Here is a 19,286-nt window from a genome sequence, read left to right on the forward strand (position 1 = left end):
TCCCTGTCGCAGACTATCCCGTTCCCGTCTGATTTTGGTGATGAGAATGCCAAGGCCGCTGCTGAGCGTGCACTGGCCTACATGGACTTGGAGCCCGGTACGCCCATGAAGGACATCCGTGTTGACACGGTGTTCTTGGGTTCCTGCACCAACTCCCGCATTGAGGACCTGCGCTCCGCGGCGGATATTATCCGCGGCCGCGAAAAGGACCCGAACATCCGCATGTTGGTGGTCCCCGGTTCCGCCCGCGTCCGTTTGGAAGCAGAAGCCGAGGGCCTGGACAAGGTGTTCATGGACTTTGGTGCGGAGTGGCGATTTGCCGGTTGTTCCATGTGCTTGGGCATGAACCCGGACCAGTTGGAACCGGGCGAGCGCTGCGCGTCCACGTCCAACCGCAACTTTGAAGGCCGCCAAGGCAAGGGCGGGCGTACTCACCTGGTTTCTCCCGTGGTGGCAGCTGCTACCGCTATCCGCGGAACCCTCAGTTCGCCCTCGGACCTTGAACCAGCCACCCTCGAACCCGCCAACTCAGTAGCGTAAGGAGCTCACCATGGAAAAGTTTTCTACCCACACCGGCGTTGGTGTTCCGCTGCGCCAGAGCAACGTTGACACGGACCAGATCATCCCTGCCGTGTATTTGAAGCGGATTACTCGTACCGGGTTCGAGGACGCCCTGTTCTCCAGCTGGCGCAAGGATCCGGAATTCATTTTGAACCAGGAACCGTACACGGCCGGGTCCGTGCTGGTTGCTGGTGCTGATTTTGGTACGGGTTCCTCGCGTGAACACGCGGTGTGGGCGTTGAAGGACTACGGTTTCAAGGCCGTGCTGTCTTCTCGCTTTGCCGATATTTTCCGTGGCAACTCCGGCAAGCAGGGCCTGGTTGCTGCTGAGCTGGCCCAGGATGACATTGAGCTGATCTGGAAGGTGTTGGAGAACGCTCCGGGCACCGCGGTCACAGTGGACCTGGTGGCCAAGATGGTCACGGCAGGCACCGTGGTGGCCCCGTTCCAGATTGATGACTACACCCGCTGGCGCCTACTCGAAGGCCTCGATGACATTGGCCTGACACTGCGCAACGAACCCGACATCACCGCGTTCGAGGCCACGCGCCCCTCGATCAAACCCACAACCCTGCCAGCCAAGGTCTAACTTCAGCCACACGGTAGTGATAGCCGGCCCGTCCCTTCAGGGGTGGGTCGGCTTTTTGGTTTACGAACAATGCCGGCCTCGAATTGCTAAGGAATGGGGCGCAACTTCACTTATTTGAAGGCAACCCCGCAGCGTTCAGCAGTGCCACCAGCCGGCGTGCATCACGCAAGTCATCCCAAACCCAACGCACCACCCTATAACCTCGCGCACGGAGCCCCGTGAAGTGCCGCTCTGAAGCCTGAGCTATTTCGGGATCACGCGAAAAAAACAAGACACTGGAAGCCTATTGCGGCATCTGAAAATGCACAATATTCTTTTCAGGCTTTGGGTTTCGAAGAGGCTAAGTACAGCCCTCCGACGTTCGATGGCGAGAGTTGTGGTGGCTTTCGCCAAGGTTTCGCCTTTACACTCCGTACGGTTGATTGAGGTCGCGGCCCACACAACGGCAGCATGATTTGATGGAGCGTGAACTCGTCAGAGCACCCCAGCTAAGACTGCCAGGGTGCTCGTGGTTTTTGGGAAGAGGCCTGCCTATTTCCGTGCACATAGTGTCAATCAAAATTTAACCGAACAATGGAAAAATTGGCTTCATTCAGATTTAGTGTTGAGCCCAAGCCGGCAGTAAGAAGCAACGCTCGAACCACACCCTCAGGTTCCGGACACACGATTATGGTGTTCTGTCATGCATTTAATCAGTAGGCGTCAGACCAAAATTAATCGTTGACTGCAGTTTCTGCTGACCCTGTACTGACGTTCCAGTGGCGGGCCCGGGCACTACCTCACGGCCACAAGCGCTGCTTTTCCCACGCAGAATCGGTCCGTAGATAGCGCAGGCGTTGGTGGTTGCGGTGAGGATCGCCCTGCCAAAATTCCACGGATTTAGGTACAACAGTCCATGCCGCCCACTGGGGAGAAACAATCTCCGGATCGAGCTCCATGGCGGCTTGAGCTTGTTTGATGAGTTCCTCGCGTGCGGCATCTGTTGCAAAGGTGGAGCTCTGTGGAGCAGCCAAAGCATTGACTCTGGTTTGCGGGTGGCGTGTCAAGAAGTCAGCGGCTGATTCTGCTGCGGTAGCCCGGTGCGCGGTTCCGCGGATTCGCACAACGCGGTTGAGCGTACTCCAGTAGAACGTCAGAGCGCACTTTGGATTTGCCAATAGTTGGGCCCCTTTTGTCGAGTCGTCACCTGTTGCGATCCTGAAACCACAATCGCCGTTCACGTCCTTGACGGTTAGCACCCTGGCATCGGGCATCCCGTCCGCATCGACAGTGGAAAGTATCGCTGCGTACGCCTCAGTCAAACCGGCATGGATCGCGTCCTGACGCCAGCGCAGGAAGAGCTCATGAGGGAGGTCCGGGGCTGACGCCACAGCGAAACCTGGCTCCTGCCCAACAGTTGGTGGAACCGCTCCGAACCCATCGCCACGTGTCTGCATGCTCTCATTCTCCACAACAGCACATCATTAGGAAAGCCCGAAGCGGCTGATGGCAGAGCGGCCTACGGCTGTTCGCGATTGGATATGCCGGCGGTGAGCGGCGGTGAAGGCATCGAGAAATCTTGGATAAGCTCGTAGCATTCCTCGATGCCCGGCAACCGGGCATCGAGAAAATCCAAACAAACTGTGTGATCTGAGGAGTATGAAATGGCTGTAGTGATTGCCGGCTGTGGTGACCTCGGAACTGAAGTTGGACTCCGGTTCGCTTCTCTGGGCCACCGGGTAATAGGGCTTCGGCGCTCGGCTGCGAAACTGCCAGCCGAAATCGAGGGACAGGCTGTTGATCTGTCCGCAGAGGTGCCGAAGCTACCAGCGGAGGCCACGATCGTGGTGATTGCCATGAGCCCCGATGAGCGCAGTGTGGAGGGCTACAGGTCCGCCTACGTAGAAAGCGTCCTGCGCGTTGCCGAGGCAATCCGTGAAGACTGCGCTGCGCCACCGCGCGTGCTGTACGTGTCATCAACAGCGGTGTACGGCGTTGACGATGGATCTTGGGTTGACGAGACAACGCTGGCCCAACCCACCTCGCCTACTGCAGTGGTGCTGCTAGAAGCAGAGGAGACCTTGCTCAAGCTGATTCCCGAGGCGGTTATCCTGCGCCTTGGAGGAATTTACGGGCCAGGCCGTACTCGGGAAATTGATCGTGTACGTCAGGGGATCGCGACTATCTCCTCTGAGCCAGAATTCAGCAGTCGGATTCATCGTGACGATGCGGCAGCCGCAGTCATCCACCTCATGACCCGCCAGGATTGGCCTGAGAGTGTCTATATCGGCGTTGACGATCACCCGGTTGATCGTCGCGAAGTTGTTGAATTCTTGGCACGCAGCCTTGATTTGCCCGCGCCGGAAGTCACCAACAATTCCTCGAGCGGGCAGGGGAGTCACGGCAAACGATGCCGCAACAACAAGCTACGGGAAACTGGATTCGTGTTTTCCTACCCCTCATATCGGGAAGGCTACACGGCCGTTCTTGACGGGGCCGGAGTCCGCCACGCCTAAGGGATCCGGTGCTCGGATGGGTCCGGAAGGTTGTATCAGTCACATCACGTTCTGGGATTTGAGATGCGGTATCTTGGGGAGAGGTTTGCCGCCGAAAACTACCACGAGGACACTCATGCCTGCCCTGCCGCATATTGACCATCTGGCGCTGACAGTGACGGACATAACCGTCAGTACAAGCTTCTATTCTCGACTATGGGAAACCGAACCTACGGGGTATATGGATGATGGTCCGTTCATACGCCGCATCTTCACGCTCGCCGGCGGACTCACCTTGGGGCTGACCCAGCACACCATCAGTTCGGCAAAGGACTTCGATGAAAAAAATCCCGGCCTCGATCACATCGGATTCGCAGTGAAGGGTAGAGCAGGGTTGCTCGAGTGGCGCGACCATCTCGAAAAACTTGGTGTCAAGCACAGCGGGTTGGTTGAGGCATCCTACGGGACAGCCCTCAGTTTCAAGGATCCGGACGGAATAGCTCTGGAATTCTTCTTAGCGGCAGACTAGCCGCATTCACGAGGGTGCAGCTCATCACACCCTCGTTGCCTCAAACGTGGCGACAAGATTCGACTTTTGGATTGCAGAACAGCCGAATGCGTGCAGTGATCTTGTGGGTAAACTGTGACACCCCGTTTGGCATATTTGACCTGTCAGTGATTATTATCATTGTTGTAGGTAAGTTGCTATCTTGGCGAGAAACTATCCATGAAGAGGTAAACGCGTGAGGGTTCAGAACTGTCTTGACGCCTTGAAGCATGCTGATCGTCTCGTTGATGCCTTGCGGCTAGCAGACGATCTGGCAGTACAAGCGAGCCAAAACGGTGGTGTGCGAAACATCCGCATCCTCCGCAACGCCATCAGTTCCAAGGACCAGATTGTTGCGATTGCAGCAACGCATGCATTGGGACAGATGGTGGATGAGGAGGCCGACAGTGTTCTTTCTGACCTCCTCTCCAGCGAACACGGTTTCATTCGTGAGCATGCGGCGTGGGCACACCGTTCCCGCTCTCCCCATCTAGAATCCATGGGCAGGCTTGTTGGGCTCGTTGCTTCTGGCGGATTTGCGGGGATGTTATCCCAGCGGACTCTTGAAGCGTGGGGTACTTCCGTCCCTGAAATGGTTTCCGTTTCGCTGGAAAGTGCACTGCTGGGTGTAGCTAGAGTTGAAAGCCGCTACCGGTTGGTGGAGACGCTGGGTTTGGTGCAACACGCCATCTCCACGACGCTGCTGTTGCGCCTGGCCAATGACCCTGGCGAGGACATGTCCGTACGCAGTGCGGCTGTTGCAGCCTTGGGGCAAAGAAGGGGACAGCCTAAAGTAGTAGAACTGCTGACACTTCTCGTTGAGGGAGGGGGCCATCTGGCGGAGGTTGCCAGACTCTCTCTCATGGACCTCGATGTCCACGACGTTCCAGATATTGACCTGGACATGCCGCAACAAGGTTCAAATCTGACAGTTGCCCAACTTTTTCTGAACGCTGATATCGATGCGCACCTAAGCCATTCCGGAAGCGGTGACAATGGCGGCATTGCCACGTTGTTGGTGCGTCTTGGTGACGCCCTCGTGGCTGGTCAGCAACGCAATCCAGATGACGTTCAGGTGGGCGGGGGCCGTAACCTGCAGGTTGACCGTGTGCTCACCCTTTCTCGAGGAAAAGCGGAAGCTGCATCACAGAGCATGGCAGCATTGGGCAACATCGAGCAAGGCCACGTCTACGGCCATATACCGTTGCTGCAGGACCCCAAACAATCAGCGAATCCCTGGACTTTTTGGGTCGCTGCCCGGCGTGGCATCAGCCGCCTACTCAGGGCTGCCGGGAACGTTGACGTGCTTCACTTGCGAATGGCAGATGTAGGCAGCCTTGCCGCCTTCGACGTTGCCCGGGCCCTCGATATCCCGGTGGTGTTCACGGTGGCACCGGATCCGCACGCAGTCATCAACTCCATGGATCTTGCTGGCACTCTCAACCGGGAAAACTTTGGAACCACTGACGAGATTGAACATTTTTGGTTCCGCGCCCGCCTTGTTCAACGACTCGCCGCCAATTCAGCCCATACCGTTTTTTTCCCCCGGCCTAATCTTCGGCACGACATCAACGAGCTGATTGGAATTGATATTGGCAAGGAACCACAGCGGCACACCATTGTTCCTGAGGGCATTGATCTGGGCGTGATTGACCAGGCTGTTCTTGAAGCTGAGTCCCTCGTCTTCGGGGGTCCAGCTAGCCCGGCGCTGCTGGAACTTCGGGACCTTCTCAACGCTCTTCCCGCCGAACGGCGCGCGCTGCCGCTACTGACAAGTGTGGGCCGGTTGCACCGGGTCAAGGGGATGTCAACGATAGTTGAAGCCTGGGCAGGTTCTGATCTGCGTCACCGGACCAACCTTTTGATCATTGGCGGGAATCTCCAAGATCCTTCAGCGGATGAACGCGAACAGCTCCAGCTCATCAACGGAACTCTCAGTCCTGAGGTGCAAAGCCAGGAAGGGCTGTTGATTGCCGGTCATCGCCCGAACGACACAGTTGCCCGATGGATCGCAGCAACCCGCACTGGAATTCCTGGTTTTGCCGGTCCCAATGGTGTGTATGTTTGCGGGAGCCTAAAGGAAGAGTTTGGCATTGCGCTTTTGGAGGCCATGGCAACAGGCTTACTGGTGGTTGCCCCGGATGCTGGTGGCCCCGCGACGTATGTGGAACAAGGGCGGACTGGATTTCTTACCACCACTTGGGACACTGCGTTGCTGGCTGGGGCCATTAATGATGCGCTGGTGTGTGCGGCTAATGAAGTAACAGACACACGGGCGCTCTACTCCCGCAGTGTTGTCCAAGATCGCTTCACTATAGAGGCGATGGCCCACACACTGAACCAGGTGTACAGCAACGTGCACCAAAACGATGTTCAATTGCGACGAGAATTGATGGCCAGCGCATGACACTTTTGATCATTAGCCCAGACTACGCCTCACACCTTTATCCTCTGGCGGCCTTGGGAACTAGCTGGTTGGCTGCTGGCGAGAGGGTTGTGGTTGCGACCGGGCCTGCCACAGCATCCATCGTGGAGTCCTTTGGCTTTGAACACACACCCCTGCAACTTAGCCGTGGCTCAAACCCAGGTGTTATCCGTGCCGAGGAACAGCCTCAAGGTGAGGATGATGCACTGCGGGGCTTCTTCTCAGCCACGCGCAACGGGATGATAGACACCCTGACCTTCCAGGCTGAGGCCCGCATGAACGATCTGATGTGGGAGCCTGTCAGCACGGCTAGGGCGGTGCAGGCCATCATTGAGGAGATCCAACCACACACAATCATTGTGGATCATTTGGCGTTCAGCGCGCGTCTTGCCATGGTTGCTGCAGGGGTCCATCACATCGACGTGGTCCTGGGCCATCCCACGGCATTGCCCTTGCCCCTGGCCGCGGAAGTCTATGGGTATCCTCCGGCATGGCCGGCTGCATTCTCTCCTGACGAGAGCGAACTGCAAGAGCTGAAGAACTTGTGTTTGCAGGTCAGTGAATCATTCACCACCGAGTGGAACCAAGCGTTGGCCGTGTTGGCTCCCCACCTCCCACCTTCACCGGACGCTTTCGCAGAGCACGGGGACCTACTCGTTTTTAACTACCCTGAGGAGTTGGTGCCAATGGAAAGGAAGGAGCTGCTGCAACAACACTTGTTCCTGGGCTCCTCCGTGCGTGCTGAGCCAACCGATCCGCGCGTCTCACAGTGGATTGCCTCCACCAATGAACCCTATGTATACGTCAGCTTCGGCAGCTTTCTTTCCGTGCGTTCGGACGTCCTGATCAAAGTTGTCACGGCACTACGTGAATCTGGGATTAGAGCTGCTATCGCCTATGGTTCTACGGAATTGGAGTCCCTCGGTGAAATTCCGGACCATTGGTTGGTGGGTGAATTCCTGCCGCAAGTTACCTTGCTGGAGTCTGCTGCCGTAGGTGTTACCCATGGGGGCAACAACAGTGTCACTGAATCAATGACGTTTGGTGTGCCGTTGGTGGTTCTACCCTTCTCCACTGACCAGTTCGCCGGCGCCGCTGCTCTTGAATCCACCGGCTTTGGTGCAGCCCTCGCACCAAACACAGCCACCGTGGAAGAGATCAAACGTGCTCTTGAAACCATGTTGGCACTGCCAATGGATAAGCGCACGGCGTTGCATGAGCTCGGGCAAACACTGCGCCAAGGAGATGGGCCGAACCGGATACGTTCTGCTCGGAATGCCTAGTTTCTGACCCCTGCTTTGGCTCGTTATGAGGTTAACGCAGCAGAGAACTTGGCATCGAAAATGTTTGGATTCCTCAGTTGGGGGAATTGTAATGGTTGAGGCTCGTGGCGCCATTGCCGCTGAGCCCGGGAAACGGATCGAAAAGCAGCGGCCGGGTGGCCTCTGATGCTTTTCGTTCCCTGAAGGAGACAACCATGGGTATCGCAGACAAGTTTGAGAATAAGGCCGAAGAGCTCAAGGGCAAGGCCAAGGAGCACATCGGCTCAGCCACGAATGATCAGGGCCTTGAAGCGGAGGGCCAAGCGGACCAGGCCAAGGCCGGTGTCAAGCAGGCTGGTGAGCACATCAAAGATGCTGCCAAGGACGTCACTGACCGCTAACGGTTGCGCCGTCACCTGGGTGAACCCACAATGGGCACGCCCCTCGATCTGAGAAGTTGAACTAAAAGGAGTTATTTCATGGGTTTTATTGCGTTCCTGATACTGGGACTCATTGTTGGTGCGATAGCAAAAGCTATCCTCCCCGGCCGCCAAAGTGGCGGCATCCTGATCACCATGCTCTTAGGAGTGGTGGGGGCCTTGCTCGGGGGATGGATCGGTAGTGCGATCTTCGGCGTCGGGCTTGAGAATTTTTGGAGCCTGCAAACCTGGCTGGTCGCCATTGTAGGTTCACTGGTGGTTTTGGGCATCTATGGCGCCATTGTGGGGCGCAAGGCCTGAGATTAGTGTGAGCCTGTCCGCCATCCTCTAGGGAGGATGGCGGACAGGCTCACTTCAAGCTATTTACAGCGTTTTCGTCTACTTATCCGCGGGATCGGTCAGCCGGCGCCCGAGGCGGTCGAGTAACCGTTGGAGGCGTCGGGAAATTTGCATTTGACTGACCCCGAATTCCTGAGCAATCTGCCCTTGCGAGAACTCAAGCACGAAGCGCAAATGAAGTAGGCGCCTATCTTCCTCGCTCGTGTCCCGCAAAGCCGCTTCAAGCGTTAGCTTTTGCTCAACTCGTTCATATCCGGGGTCCTCCGTCGCCAGACGGGCGGCATGGACTTGGCCCTCGTAGCTTGTTGGCGCGTCATTTTGTTCAATCGGCTGGGCCACCATTGCCATCTCCGCTAACAAGGCCAGTGTGGTTTCCGCCACTGATAAGCCAGCTGCCACACTCAGATCGGCAGTTGAGGGAGCCTTGCCTAGATGCTGCGTCAGCTCGGGGCGCACCTGCCTGATTTTGAGCCTGGCTTCCTGGATGGGCCTAGGCGGCCGCACCACCCAAGAATGATCCCTGAGATACCGTTTGAGCTCCCCAGTGATGGTGGGCACGGCAAAGGCCATGAACCCATGATTTCCGGATTCGCGATACCTTCTGGCAGCCTTTACGAGTCCAAGCCTGGCTACCTGCTGCAAGTCTTCGGCCTCACACCCGGGCGCACTATAGCGGCGCGAGAGAGCATCGGCTAGACCCATGAACTGCAGCACCAATTGAGCCGCGCCCGCGCCGGACTTTGAAATCGCTGCGTGTGGGGAGAGGGGAAGGTCAAGAGGCGAGGGTCCTAGTGAAAAAGTTCGGGAGGCTGACTCCTGCAACGCATTTCCCGGTTTGGAGTCAGGGGACAAGGGAGAAATGCTGACTTGTTGATAAACAGTGGGCATGCTCTGCTCCTGACGTACGCTCTCTTGAAGTCTGGACCGCTGAGTTTGCGAGAACAGCATGCTGCACACTTCCGCCGCGGTCAGTGCGCTGCCGGACGTAGGGCAGCGAGGTTCTCGAAAGGGATCGGGTATCCGTCCCAGCCGTGGCCGAATCCTGACAGGAAAACGTTATCGGCCGAGAAAGTACGCTGACGGTGCCGGCCGGATGCTACAGTCCACACAATAGAAACGTGGTTCCCCTCGCGTGCAACCGCATATCCGTGAATCTCGATGCCGGCATCCCTAACCACCACCCTTACGGCGGTTGCTTGCAGGTTTTTCGGTGATCGAATATACGGATACTCCGTCTGACTAAGGCTTAGCCGTGTCTTGGTCTCTGCTGACACTATTTACCCACGAGGTTTTCAGAGGAGAAGCCTGTTGACGGACCAAGTTTGTGTGGGCTGGCCAGGGTTGTGGTCCCCAGCCCACCTCTTTGTAACGCCCCGATGATTGCTTGTTCGCGCCGGGTCAGTGCAGCGATCTTCGTGGGGTTTGCGGTGTTTCGATGCTCATCCTCGGCTAGGGCCAATTGAACAATAAGTTCCCGAACGCTCGCCTGGCCGAGATCGTCGTCCTCAGGCGCGGTTTTGTTCTGGGTTTGTGCTGTATTCATCCCTAAATCCTAATTTTTGGATGGGGTTAACGTCTTCACCCTAAGGGGTGGACTCTTGCGCCCCCTCCTGCTCTAAAGTGGAAGAATGGTAAACCTTCGCGTCGCTCTGGTAGATGACTATGAAATCGTGCTTCGAGGGCTGGAGATGATGCTTCGGTCTTATGGGGATACCGTGGAGGTGGTTGAACTGGACCTCAACCGAAATGTGGCGAGGACTGCCGATATCACGCTTTATGATACGTTCGCGGCTTTGCCGGGAGACGGTGTGGATGTGCATGAGTTGGCAAGCAATCCGCTGGCAGGCAAGGTGGTTGTCTATTCGTGGGACCTTGATGAAACACGGATCAACGCTGCACTGGCCAACGGCGCCAGCGGGTACTTATCCAAAGGCCTTCCGGCGGCCCGTCTTGTTAGCGCCCTCCACGATATCCACCGTGGTGAAAGCCAAGTTTTCCACGGTCCCAGTGGACAGTCGAAATCGAGCCTTGGTGATTGGCCTGGCCGCGAAGAGGGCCTGACTCAACGGGAGGCTGAAGTCCTTGCCCTTATCACCCAAGGCCTCAGTAACGCGGAAATAGCCGAAAGAGCCAGGTTATCCATCAATACCGTCAAGACCTTCATCCGAAGCTGTTACCGCCGTATCGGCGTAACGGACCGCTCCAACGCCATCCTTTGGGGACTCGAGCACGGATTCTTCCCAGACCACAAACGCGTCCGGCCACGACCGTCACCTGCACAGAAGCCCGGGGACTAGCTAGTTCAAGGCCCAGCGGGTTGGCTCCACTACATCCCGTCTCTAGCAATCTCATTACTGACCGATACCGCTGGAGACTATTCTGCCGGGCCGTCGTTTTCTTCATAGGGGGGATAGGTGATTTTTTCTCGTTCTACGCGGGCAAAAGGGCGGAGCACATGCTCTGTTGCACGCTTTTCGGTCATAATGTCAAGGACTCTCACGCCGCGGACCACAAGAGCATCACCGATCATTGACCGGTGACAACGCCACGGCACCGCTTCAGCACACATGATGGCAAGATCGTTGTGCTGGGCGCGTTGGATGAGATTCTCCAAGGCCTCACGAAACTCATCAGTTTGCATGTAGTCGGCGTAGCCTTGAAATGACTTGTTGCGCCAGCCACCATTGGGACTATCCGGCTTGAAATGGCGCAAACCACCCAAGGAAGCAACCCGTCGATACGTCAACCCTGCCGCCCGCAGGCTGGCCGCTAGGGAATGCTCCATGAACTGGGGGTTGTGTCGGGACTTGGGTATGGTGCGTACGTCAACAACCTTCTTCACCCCGTGAGCCTTCAAGAGGGCAATGAATTCATCCATCGAGTGGGTGGAGTGTCCAATGGTAAAGAGTGTGATGTCCGCCATCAACTCACCGTATCGGGTGGAGGCTGGAGGTTCCAAACTTCGGCGCAGCCACAGCAAACCCAAGTTGCAAATGTCCTTGATAACGCAGGGGAGTGTCTTTACCATCACGGACTAAGTTATGTCAGGCCTGTGGTGCAGTTCTAGTTACCTGTGGTCGCGGTGGTGCTGTGGTGTCACATTTTAACGAATCTGGCCTTGGCAATTTGGTAGAGCCCGTAACAGATTAGGCCTGCGCCAATGAGGGTCAGGAGATAGACCCCATACGGTTGCTCCCGCACGGCTTTTAGCGCACCATCTAATCCGGTGGACTCCTGGGGCCGTGCCTGGAGGGTGGCAATGATGAAGAGCAGTCCCACCAAAAACAACGCGATACCTTTTGCGATGTATCCAATGAGCCCTAGGCCGGTGATGATTGCTCGTAAAGCGGCTGAGGAGGGTAAGGAAAGGTTCTTCTTAAAAGAGGTGCGGATACCCCTGACAGCGAAGACCACCCCTGTCACGATGAGGCCAACACCAACGCAGATCAACAGCAGCGGTCCCAGTGGTAACTTCATAATCTCGGCTGTGGAGTCGCTTGTGGACCGTCCACTATTTTTTCCGTTACCAACAGCGAACGAGCTAAAAGCTATGGCCATAGCCAAAAAAACTACCGCCTGCCCTGCTGCGGCAAGCTTTTTCCACAGCTTTGATTTGGGTTCACGTTCGCGATACCCAAAAACAACTTCACTGAGTTGCCATAAGGCCAGTGCCGCACAGGCCGTGAAACCAAGCCAAAGCAGGAACGCACCGGCGGTTCCCTGGGCAAGTTGGGCCATGGCACCACCTTGGTCTGCCTGCGCGGCTTTACCGAAGGCTAACTGTATGGCGATCAAGCCGATCAAGACATGCAAGGCACCACTGACGGCAAAGCCTGTTCGGGCGGTGATGACAAAGATCCGAGAGTTCGCGGCGTTCTCGGCGGCACCTGCAGCGTCCTTCAAATCTTTTTTAATGGTGTTGCCTTTCATCGAGTGGCCACATGACACCGTGCTGTGTCATGTTACCTATTTTGTCACTGGCAGTCACTGGCAGTCACTGGCAGGTAGGGGAATACTGAGCCTTTTCACGCCAGCTGAGCGTAGCGCAGACCGCATCACTCAAGCGGTGTTGCCGCGCTGGCCCTAGGGGCGAGTAGCTAATGCGGTACCTGTTGGTGGCGGGTAACCCACCCTTGGACTGAACGGGCAACGGCCGCCCTTCAAGGGAAGGACGGCCGTTGCCTGAAGGTGCTTGTAGCGTTAGTGCTCAGTATCCGCCGCAGCAGCTGCAGCAGCCGCCTTCTCGGCGTCCTTCTTTGCACGTAGAGCTTGTGCTTCCTGCTCTAGCACAGCTTTTTCTTGGTGGATTACCTCGGCAAAGAGCTTCTCCATCTCCTTTGCCACCCCCGCGGCTGAGGCTGGGTTCTGTCCGGTTACCAGCCGGTCATCAACCACAACTTTTTCCTCGAAGACGTCGGCAAAGACGTGGGTTGCACCCTTCTCCTCCAGGCGGTCCGCCAGGAAGAAGGGGATAACTTTGTCCTTGCCCGCGGCTACCTCTTCGTCATTGGTGAAGGCAGCGACCTTCCGTCCATTGACGAGGTGTATCCCGTTCGCCAGCTCCACGTTCACCAAGCCAGCTGGGCCGTGGCAGACCGCGCCCACCACGTTGCCCGCGTTGTAAACACTGGCTACCAGTTGCTGAAGGCCCTTGCTTTCCGGGAAATCCCACATGGTTCCGTGGCCGCCTACCAGATAGACGGCGTCGTACTGCTCTGGATCTACGACGTCGACGCGGGCTGTGTTGTACAGGCCGGCGCGCGTAGCCTCGTCCTGGGTGAAGGCCACCTGGATGGGATCGTCGGTGTCCACCTCGTTCTGCGGGGGCTGACCTCCTTGGATAGAGGCGAAGTCAACGAAATGGCCGGAATCCTTGAAGACCTTCCAAGGATGAGCGGCTTCGGCCACGTTGTAGCCAGTCTTCTCGCCCGTACCGGGAATCTCTGAAACGCTGGTCAGTACCATGAGGATTTTCTTCATGAAATGTTCCTTTCGTCCTTGCCCACCCTAGGCGAATCGAGGACGAAGTGCATAGACCATGCCGAGTCAGGACAGATTTGACACTGCTATTTTTGGCCTCAGCTGGTCCGGGATCAGTGTTGGTTTGCGTTGTCCAGGCCATGCTGGGCGAGAACATCCTTCACCGTGGTCCAAGGATGTTTGCCATAGCGGTTGTTCTCAACATGGCGCAACTGTGATTGGCCAGAGAACGTGCTCATGAAGTACTGCATTCCCTGCCAAGCGGGAAACGTGGCGAGCGGATCCTTCCAGAAGCGTTGGGCAACCTTGCTAATGGCTGGGAGCACATTCGTGGTGCCAGCCCACAGCAAATTGTACGGAGTTCCGCTCAGATCGGACATGGTGCGGGCGATGTCGGGGGGCAGTGACCCGGTCGCCGAAGAGATCACCGTCTCAACGTCTAAATGGGCGGTAGATAGGGCTGACTGATCGGAGTAATGTACCTCGACGATCTCCATGCGGTTGTTATTGCCGTACATTGCTTGTGCTTTTCCACTGCCCGGACGGGTGAGAACCCTGATGTGGGTATCCCTCAGCAGAAGTTCGCGCATGATCCGGCTCCCAAGATCACCGGTAGCACCGGCAACGAGGACATGAGTTGTCATAGTCAGATCATACTCAAACACGCCCCGCAGGATGGGTGCATTTGTTCAGGGTGGTTCACGCTCCTCATGCAGTCCGGGTCCGCTAATCAGCGCGGCGAGGGCAACTTAGCTTGCCAGTTGAATGCCGCGCAAGAAGGCACTCACTGCAGCGGCCATTCGGGGCTGTACTTGGGGGACATTGCATAGCTTTTCTTGATACTAGTATTGCCATAGTTGTGGGATTTGGTACCTCGATCATGTTGGCCGTCGGCTCACTTGCTGGCGGGCTCTTCCCCTGATTCTGTGTGTAGTTGCCGACCATTACGGACCTTTTGGCAAAGCTTTAGAAGAAGAGGAACAGGCTGTTTATGTCCACTAAGCGTCGGGTAATTCTGATGGTCAACCCCAACACGAACCCAAAAACTACAGCAATGATGCAAGATTTAGCAACGCTTGAACTGCGCGGTAGCGGCTTAGCAGCTGTGGGCATTACAGCTTTTCATGGGCCCAGAATGATCATCGATCCAGCAAGTCTCGAGGCTGCAGCAACCCATGTTCTCGACGTGGTACGAACCTACTTGGCCGGTCCTGACGGTCCGGATGTAGTGGCAATCATGGTTGCTGCCATTGGTGATCCTGGGCGTCAAGAACTTAGCGACGAGGTGACGGTCCCCGTAGTGGGAATAGGTGAAGCCTCGATCTTGGCCGCGTCTGAGGGCGGCAGAACTTTCGGTATGGCAACCAGTACCCCGTTGCTAGTGCCCTCGCTGAGGCATCTGGTCATGAATCATGACCGAGCCGAGTATTTCCGCGGGGTCAAGCTGACAACCAGCGGACCGTTGGCACTCGCTGCAGATCCGCAACGGCAATTCCTGGAGCTGCGTCAAGCTGTAGGGGAATCGGTTGCTAGTGGCGCTCAGGCGGTAATAATTGCTGGTGGGCCGCTCAGTGAAACGGCCCGCAGGCTCTCTGCTGAAAACATTGCGGTCATCATTGAGCCCATCCCCAGCGCCTGCCGGCTTGTTCTGACGAGGTTGGGTACTGATCTGTTTACAGCGGACTGATCTTTCTTATTCGTCCAACAATGGTGTGGTGTGGACGTGATTCCCTGAGTAATGCATTGCTGTGCCTAGGCGGAATATCACGGTGTTGGCAGAGTAAAATTGCTCCGGAGTAGTGGCGTTGGAGTCACTGCTGAAGGCAGGCTCATTTGCCTTTCCATACAATTTTTCAGACGCAAGCAAATTCTCCTCCGTAGACATCAAGGACCCTGAGATGACACTAATTTTGACAGCTTCCGAACTCGATTCCTTAGTTGATATGCCGCGCACCATCGAGGCTGTGGAACGAGCATTCGCAGAGATTTCCGATGGGTTAGCCCACCAGCCAGCCCCGGGATCGCTTCACCTGCCTGCTTCTGACTCACGGTTCCTTCCGATGGCGGCGGTTTCGGGCCCTAGCGGCCTAGCTTCAGTGAAGTTACTTTCCGATATCCCCGGAAACGTGGAGCGCAGCTTGCCAACACAGCGTTCAACCCTTTTGTTGGTTTCCCAAACTACAGGGGAGACTCTAGCTATCTTGGACGGACGTATCCCCACACGTGTCCGCACGGCAGCGGCCAGCGCTGTGGCCAGCAAAGCCCTCGCGAGAGCTGAGAGTTCCGTTCTCGGGCTTGTTGGTGCTGGAGCTTTGGCTGTGGCGCATGTTGAGGCAATGCTTGCTGTTCTTTCAATACGGACGGTGGTGGTTTGGTCCCGGAAAGCTTCAACCATCGAAGCATTCCAGCGTCAGATCGCACATTTGGAGCTTAACGTGGTTATTGCTCCGTCTGCCCAATTTGTTGTGGAGTCCGCGGACATTCTGTGCACACTCACACCGGCTTCTGAACCGCTCGTTTTTGGCAAATGGTTTCAGTCTGGTCTGCATGTCAACGCTGTAGGTGCAAGGCCCCGGCCTGACGAGCGTGAAATAGATTCTGAAGGAATGATCCGTTCCCGGGTATTTGTGGATAGCTTGTCAACAGCGCTCACAAAGTCCGGAGACCTGCTGATTCCGATCAACGAAAAGGTCATGACAGCGGAGCAGGTCCAAGGCGAACTTGGGGACGTCATCACAGGGAAAACGCCAGGGCGTACAGATTCAGATGACATCACCTTGTTCAACTCCGTGGGAATCGGAATGCTAGACCTCGCCATCGGAAGAATTCTCTATGACCGTGCGCTCCAGCAATCCGTGGGCCTCGAAGTGGACCTTAGCAGTTAACTTCTCCTCCACCTCGGCATTGGCCGTACCTATTAACATGGCAGGGTAGGCCTGGTGATCACCGGCGCCTGTGTCGTCATTCACCATGAAACCGGGGAAATCATTGCCGAATTCCCCCTGGATGATGCCAAGGACTACCAAGTAAAAAAAGAAAAACCCGGTCCTAGGAACGGGGTGAGGCGTTGAGGATTCTGAGAGGGATGTAATCGTTCGGCAAGCCACTAGCCTCTTGTGTTTACCAAGGATTTTGCTGTTTCAGGCTCGTTGGATGAGTTGAGTTCCGCTGATCCGGGGCTTGTTGCTAAGACGGCTTGACACCGCCGTGTCGTATTCACTGTTATCGGGCTATCGACACGGCCAGCGGAATCAAGCGGCGAAAGCGTTGGCGGATTCCGGGCCATAGGATCAGAATGATCGCGTGGTGTGGCCTCACCCCGGTTGCTGGGCACCGGATTGAGGCCAAGAGGGTGCATAATTTAGGGCATGGAGATGGTTGGAGCGGGTCGGGTTGCGCGAGTGCTGGAGCAGTGAGGCGGTGGAGTGCGGGTACACGATCCGGGTCGAGGAAAGTGTTGACGTCTGAGGTAAGCCCATATGGCAAGGCGGTCAGCGCAGTCCGGGCTGGTGAGCTCGATGCGGATGAGGCTGCGGATCAGCTGATCGACAGGATGACTGATCGGGAGCTCCTTGGACTGCTTGACGGCGACTCTCCCAAGCAGCTGCTGCCGCTCATCCCGGTGCTGCTGGATCGGCGGCCTTTCGTGGCCGGGGCGGTCCCGCGGCTCGGCATCCCGGGAATCCGGTTTAGCGACGGCCCCCGCGGCGTTGTGATTGGCACCTCCACTGCCTTCCCTGTGACGATGGCGCGCGCCGCGACGTGGGACCCGTCTCTGGAGGAGCGGGTAGGTCACGCTATCGGGTTGGAGACCAGGGCACGGGGCGCCAACTACTCCGCCTCCGTGTGTGTCAACCTGCTTCGCCACCCCGCGTGGGGCCGGGCGCAGGAGTGTTACGGGGAGGATCCGGTGCTCACCGGCCGGATGGGGTCGGCCCTGACCCGAGGCGTACGTGTGAACGTGATGGCGTGTGTGAAGCACTTCGCGCTTAACTCGGTGGAGAACGAGCGCTTCGAGGTCGATGTCTCGGTCGGCGAGCACGCCCTCCACGAGGTGTACCTGCCGCACTTCAAGGCCGTTGTAGATGCGGGCGTCGATTCCGTGATGAGTGCTTACAACAGGGTGCGGGGCGAGTATATGGACGTCAATCGTCCACTGCTCACCGATGTGTTGCGGGACGAGTGGGGCTTCTCGGGGTTCGTGACGAGCGACTGGGTGTTCGGTACCCATGATGCGGTCCTGAGCCTTCAGGCGGGGATGGACGTGGAGATGCCGCTGCGGTTGGTGCGAGCCCGCGATCTGCCGGCCGCGCTCCACCGGGGTGAGGTGGCCCGTACGACCGTGCTGCGCTCAGCGCGCCGGATCCTGCGCACCAGCGTGCTGCATGCCGCGACGCGCGAGGAGGCGGTGCCGAGCCCGGCCCTCATTGCCTCGCCGGCGCATCGGAAGCTGGCCTACCAGGTAGCCGCAGAGTCGATCGTATTGCTGAAGAACGAGATCACCGGCACTGCGCCGTTGCTACCATTGGCCCCCACGACCGGGCACCTCGCGGTGATCGGGCGCCTCGCGGGGCAGGCGAACCTAGGTGATCACGGTTCCTCACGCGTTCGGCCCCCCTCCACGGTCTCGCCGCTGCAGGGGCTAAGGGACGCGCTTCCCCAAGTACGGATCACGAGCACCTCCGGCAAAAACGTACGTGCCGCAGTCGCTGCGGCGGCCGCAGCGGAAACGGTCATCGTCGTCGTCGGCCTGGACCAGCACGATGAGGGCGAGTCGGTCGTCACCGCTGGTGTGGACGTGGGCGTGCTCGGCCGGGCATTTGGCTCGGGTCGACTCCAAGGGCCGCTCATTGCCCTGGCACACTTTGCGTCACGGTTCGTCCGTGGCGGCGACCGCGACTCGCTCGATCTGCGCCCCTCCGATGTGCGCCTTATTCGCGCAGTCGCAGCAGTAAATTCACGGACCGTCGTCGTGCTGATCGGAGGCAGCGCGATCCTGACGGAGAAATGGCGAGACCGCGTGCCGGCGCTCCTCCTCGCCTGGTACGGAGGGATGGAGGGCGGCCATGCGCTAGCGAGCGTGCTCACCGGCGCCGCGGAGCCCGGTGGACGGCTGCCGTTTGTGCTGCCGACGGACGCCGCACATCTCCCGCCGTTCGACAGCGCTGCGAAGTCCGTCATCTACGACGACAAGTGGGGTCAACGCATGCTCGACGGTGATGGGCACGCGCCAGCATTCCCGTTCGGGTTCGGCCTGGGCTACACGACAATCGAGCACCGGCTCCTCGACCACAAGTTCGACGACACGGGAGGCAGCGCTGACGTTCTCGTGACGAATACCGGTGATCGCGAGGGATCGACCGTCGTGCAGGTCTACGCCGCGGACACCTCCCTCCCCAAGCCGGTAGCGCAGCTGCTGGGCTTCCAGAAGGTCACGCTGCAGCCAGGGGCGGAGTCGACCGTCCGGGTCACATTGGATGCGGGACCCACTCTGCAGCGCGATCCGGCGACACAGCGCTGGGCTCCCCGCGCCGGCGACTGGGGTTTGCTTGCTGCCCAGCACAGCCCCAACAGCTGGGAACACGCGCGCCGATTACGGTTCCCTGGGGCCTTGATCGAGAAAATCGGCGTCGTGGACGGTCAGCCGACCTGAGGTCGGTACGGGTCGC

19 protein-coding genes are annotated in these 19,286 nt (G+C 57.7%); 12 read left to right on the forward strand and 7 right to left on the reverse strand.

Going from position 1 to position 19,286, the window contains the following annotated elements; genetic code table 11:
• Positions 1 to 540, forward strand: a 540-nt coding sequence (locus CVS29_RS10335; RefSeq protein ID WP_245932180.1) for an aconitase family protein, incomplete at its 5' end; no start/stop codon positions are given.
• Positions 541 to 550: 10 nt separating this feature from the next.
• Positions 551 to 1,150, forward strand: coding sequence for a 3-isopropylmalate dehydratase small subunit (leuD, locus tag CVS29_RS10340; RefSeq protein WP_110106259.1), 600 nt, complete (start codon positions 551 to 553; stop codon positions 1,148 to 1,150).
• Between the two features lie 779 nt (positions 1,151 to 1,929).
• Here leuD and CVS29_RS10345 read toward each other — a convergent pair.
• Entirely contained in the window at positions 1,930 to 2,586 is a 657-nt protein-coding gene (locus CVS29_RS10345; protein ID WP_110106260.1) for a pyridoxine/pyridoxamine 5'-phosphate oxidase, read from the reverse strand.
• 207 nt (positions 2,587 to 2,793) lie between these two features.
• Between CVS29_RS10345 and CVS29_RS10350 the strand changes: the two genes are divergently transcribed.
• The 6 genes from CVS29_RS10350 to CVS29_RS10375 all read left to right on the forward strand — a co-directional run bounded on the left by CVS29_RS10350 (position 2,794) and on the right by CVS29_RS10375 (position 8,598).
• Positions 2,794 to 3,645, forward strand: coding sequence for an SDR family oxidoreductase (locus tag CVS29_RS10350; protein ID WP_110106261.1), 852 nt, complete (start codon positions 2,794 to 2,796; stop codon positions 3,643 to 3,645).
• 115 nt (positions 3,646 to 3,760) lie between these two features.
• The gene (locus CVS29_RS10355) at positions 3,761 to 4,153 is read left to right on the forward strand and encodes a VOC family protein (protein ID WP_110106262.1); all 393 of its coding nucleotides are present in this window, start codon (positions 3,761 to 3,763) and stop codon (positions 4,151 to 4,153) included.
• A 214-nt stretch (positions 4,154 to 4,367) separates the two neighbouring features.
• Positions 4,368 to 6,578 carry a glycosyltransferase gene (locus CVS29_RS10360; protein ID WP_110106263.1) on the forward strand — a complete coding sequence of 737 codons (2,211 nt, stop codon included), beginning with the start codon at positions 4,368 to 4,370 and terminating at the stop codon, positions 6,576 to 6,578.
• The gene (locus CVS29_RS10365) at positions 6,575 to 7,879 is read left to right on the forward strand and encodes a glycosyltransferase (RefSeq protein WP_110106264.1); all 1,305 of its coding nucleotides are present in this window, start codon (positions 6,575 to 6,577) and stop codon (positions 7,877 to 7,879) included. Before CVS29_RS10360 ends, CVS29_RS10365 begins: the two co-directional genes overlap by 4 nt.
• Positions 7,880 to 8,073: 194 nt before the next feature.
• The gene (locus CVS29_RS10370) at positions 8,074 to 8,259 is read left to right on the forward strand and encodes a CsbD family protein (RefSeq protein ID WP_110106265.1); all 186 of its coding nucleotides are present in this window, start codon (positions 8,074 to 8,076) and stop codon (positions 8,257 to 8,259) included.
• A gap of 78 nt (positions 8,260 to 8,337) precedes the next feature.
• Positions 8,338 to 8,598, forward strand: a complete 261-nt coding sequence (locus tag CVS29_RS10375; RefSeq protein ID WP_110106266.1) for a GlsB/YeaQ/YmgE family stress response membrane protein — start codon at positions 8,338 to 8,340, stop codon at positions 8,596 to 8,598.
• A gap of 78 nt (positions 8,599 to 8,676) precedes the next feature.
• Here CVS29_RS10375 and CVS29_RS10380 read toward each other — a convergent pair whose 3' ends face one another.
• A complete protein-coding gene (locus tag CVS29_RS10380) occupies positions 8,677 to 9,525 on the reverse strand; it encodes a sigma-70 family RNA polymerase sigma factor (protein ID WP_170120954.1) in 849 nt (282 codons plus the stop codon).
• Between the two features lie 385 nt (positions 9,526 to 9,910).
• Positions 9,911 to 10,180 (reverse strand): hypothetical protein, encoded by a 270-nt coding sequence (locus CVS29_RS10385; RefSeq protein ID WP_110106268.1) that lies wholly within the window; start codon positions 10,178 to 10,180, stop codon positions 9,911 to 9,913.
• Positions 10,181 to 10,265: 85 nt separating this feature from the next.
• On the opposite strand from CVS29_RS10385, the gene CVS29_RS10390 reads away from it, so the two are divergent.
• Positions 10,266 to 10,934 (forward strand): response regulator transcription factor, encoded by a 669-nt coding sequence (locus tag CVS29_RS10390; protein WP_110106269.1) that lies wholly within the window; start codon positions 10,266 to 10,268, stop codon positions 10,932 to 10,934.
• Positions 10,935 to 11,011: 77 nt separating this feature from the next.
• Here CVS29_RS10390 and CVS29_RS10395 read toward each other — a convergent pair whose 3' ends face one another.
• From CVS29_RS10395 to CVS29_RS10410, 4 genes are all read right to left on the reverse strand, one after another.
• Positions 11,012 to 11,665, reverse strand: coding sequence for a DUF488 domain-containing protein (locus CVS29_RS10395; protein ID WP_245932202.1), 654 nt, complete (start codon positions 11,663 to 11,665; stop codon positions 11,012 to 11,014).
• Between the two features lie 68 nt (positions 11,666 to 11,733).
• Positions 11,734 to 12,567, reverse strand: a complete 834-nt coding sequence (locus CVS29_RS10400) for a DUF1206 domain-containing protein (protein WP_110106270.1) — start codon at positions 12,565 to 12,567, stop codon at positions 11,734 to 11,736.
• 270 nt (positions 12,568 to 12,837) lie between these two features.
• Positions 12,838 to 13,617, reverse strand: a complete 780-nt coding sequence (locus CVS29_RS10405) for a type 1 glutamine amidotransferase domain-containing protein (RefSeq protein WP_110106271.1) — start codon at positions 13,615 to 13,617, stop codon at positions 12,838 to 12,840.
• A gap of 113 nt (positions 13,618 to 13,730) precedes the next feature.
• Entirely contained in the window at positions 13,731 to 14,261 is a 531-nt protein-coding gene (locus tag CVS29_RS10410) for an NmrA family NAD(P)-binding protein (protein WP_110106272.1), read from the reverse strand.
• 374 nt (positions 14,262 to 14,635) lie between these two features.
• Between CVS29_RS10410 and CVS29_RS10415 the strand changes: the two genes are divergently transcribed.
• The 3 genes from CVS29_RS10415 to CVS29_RS10425 all read left to right on the forward strand — a co-directional run bounded on the left by CVS29_RS10415 (position 14,636) and on the right by CVS29_RS10425 (position 19,270).
• A complete protein-coding gene (locus CVS29_RS10415) occupies positions 14,636 to 15,304 on the forward strand; it encodes an aspartate/glutamate racemase family protein (protein ID WP_281268045.1) in 669 nt (222 codons plus the stop codon).
• A 211-nt stretch (positions 15,305 to 15,515) separates the two neighbouring features.
• Positions 15,516 to 16,502 (forward strand): ornithine cyclodeaminase family protein, encoded by a 987-nt coding sequence (locus CVS29_RS10420; RefSeq protein WP_110106493.1) that lies wholly within the window; start codon positions 15,516 to 15,518, stop codon positions 16,500 to 16,502.
• Between the two features lie 572 nt (positions 16,503 to 17,074).
• Positions 17,075 to 19,270, forward strand: a complete 2,196-nt coding sequence (locus tag CVS29_RS10425) for a beta-glucosidase family protein (RefSeq protein WP_257032513.1) — start codon at positions 17,075 to 17,077, stop codon at positions 19,268 to 19,270.
• The last annotated feature ends 16 nt before the right edge of the window (positions 19,271 to 19,286 follow it).

The sequence above is a fragment of the Arthrobacter psychrochitiniphilus genome, assembly GCF_003185915.1.
Lineage (GTDB): Bacteria > Actinomycetota > Actinomycetes > Actinomycetales > Micrococcaceae > Specibacter > Specibacter psychrochitiniphilus.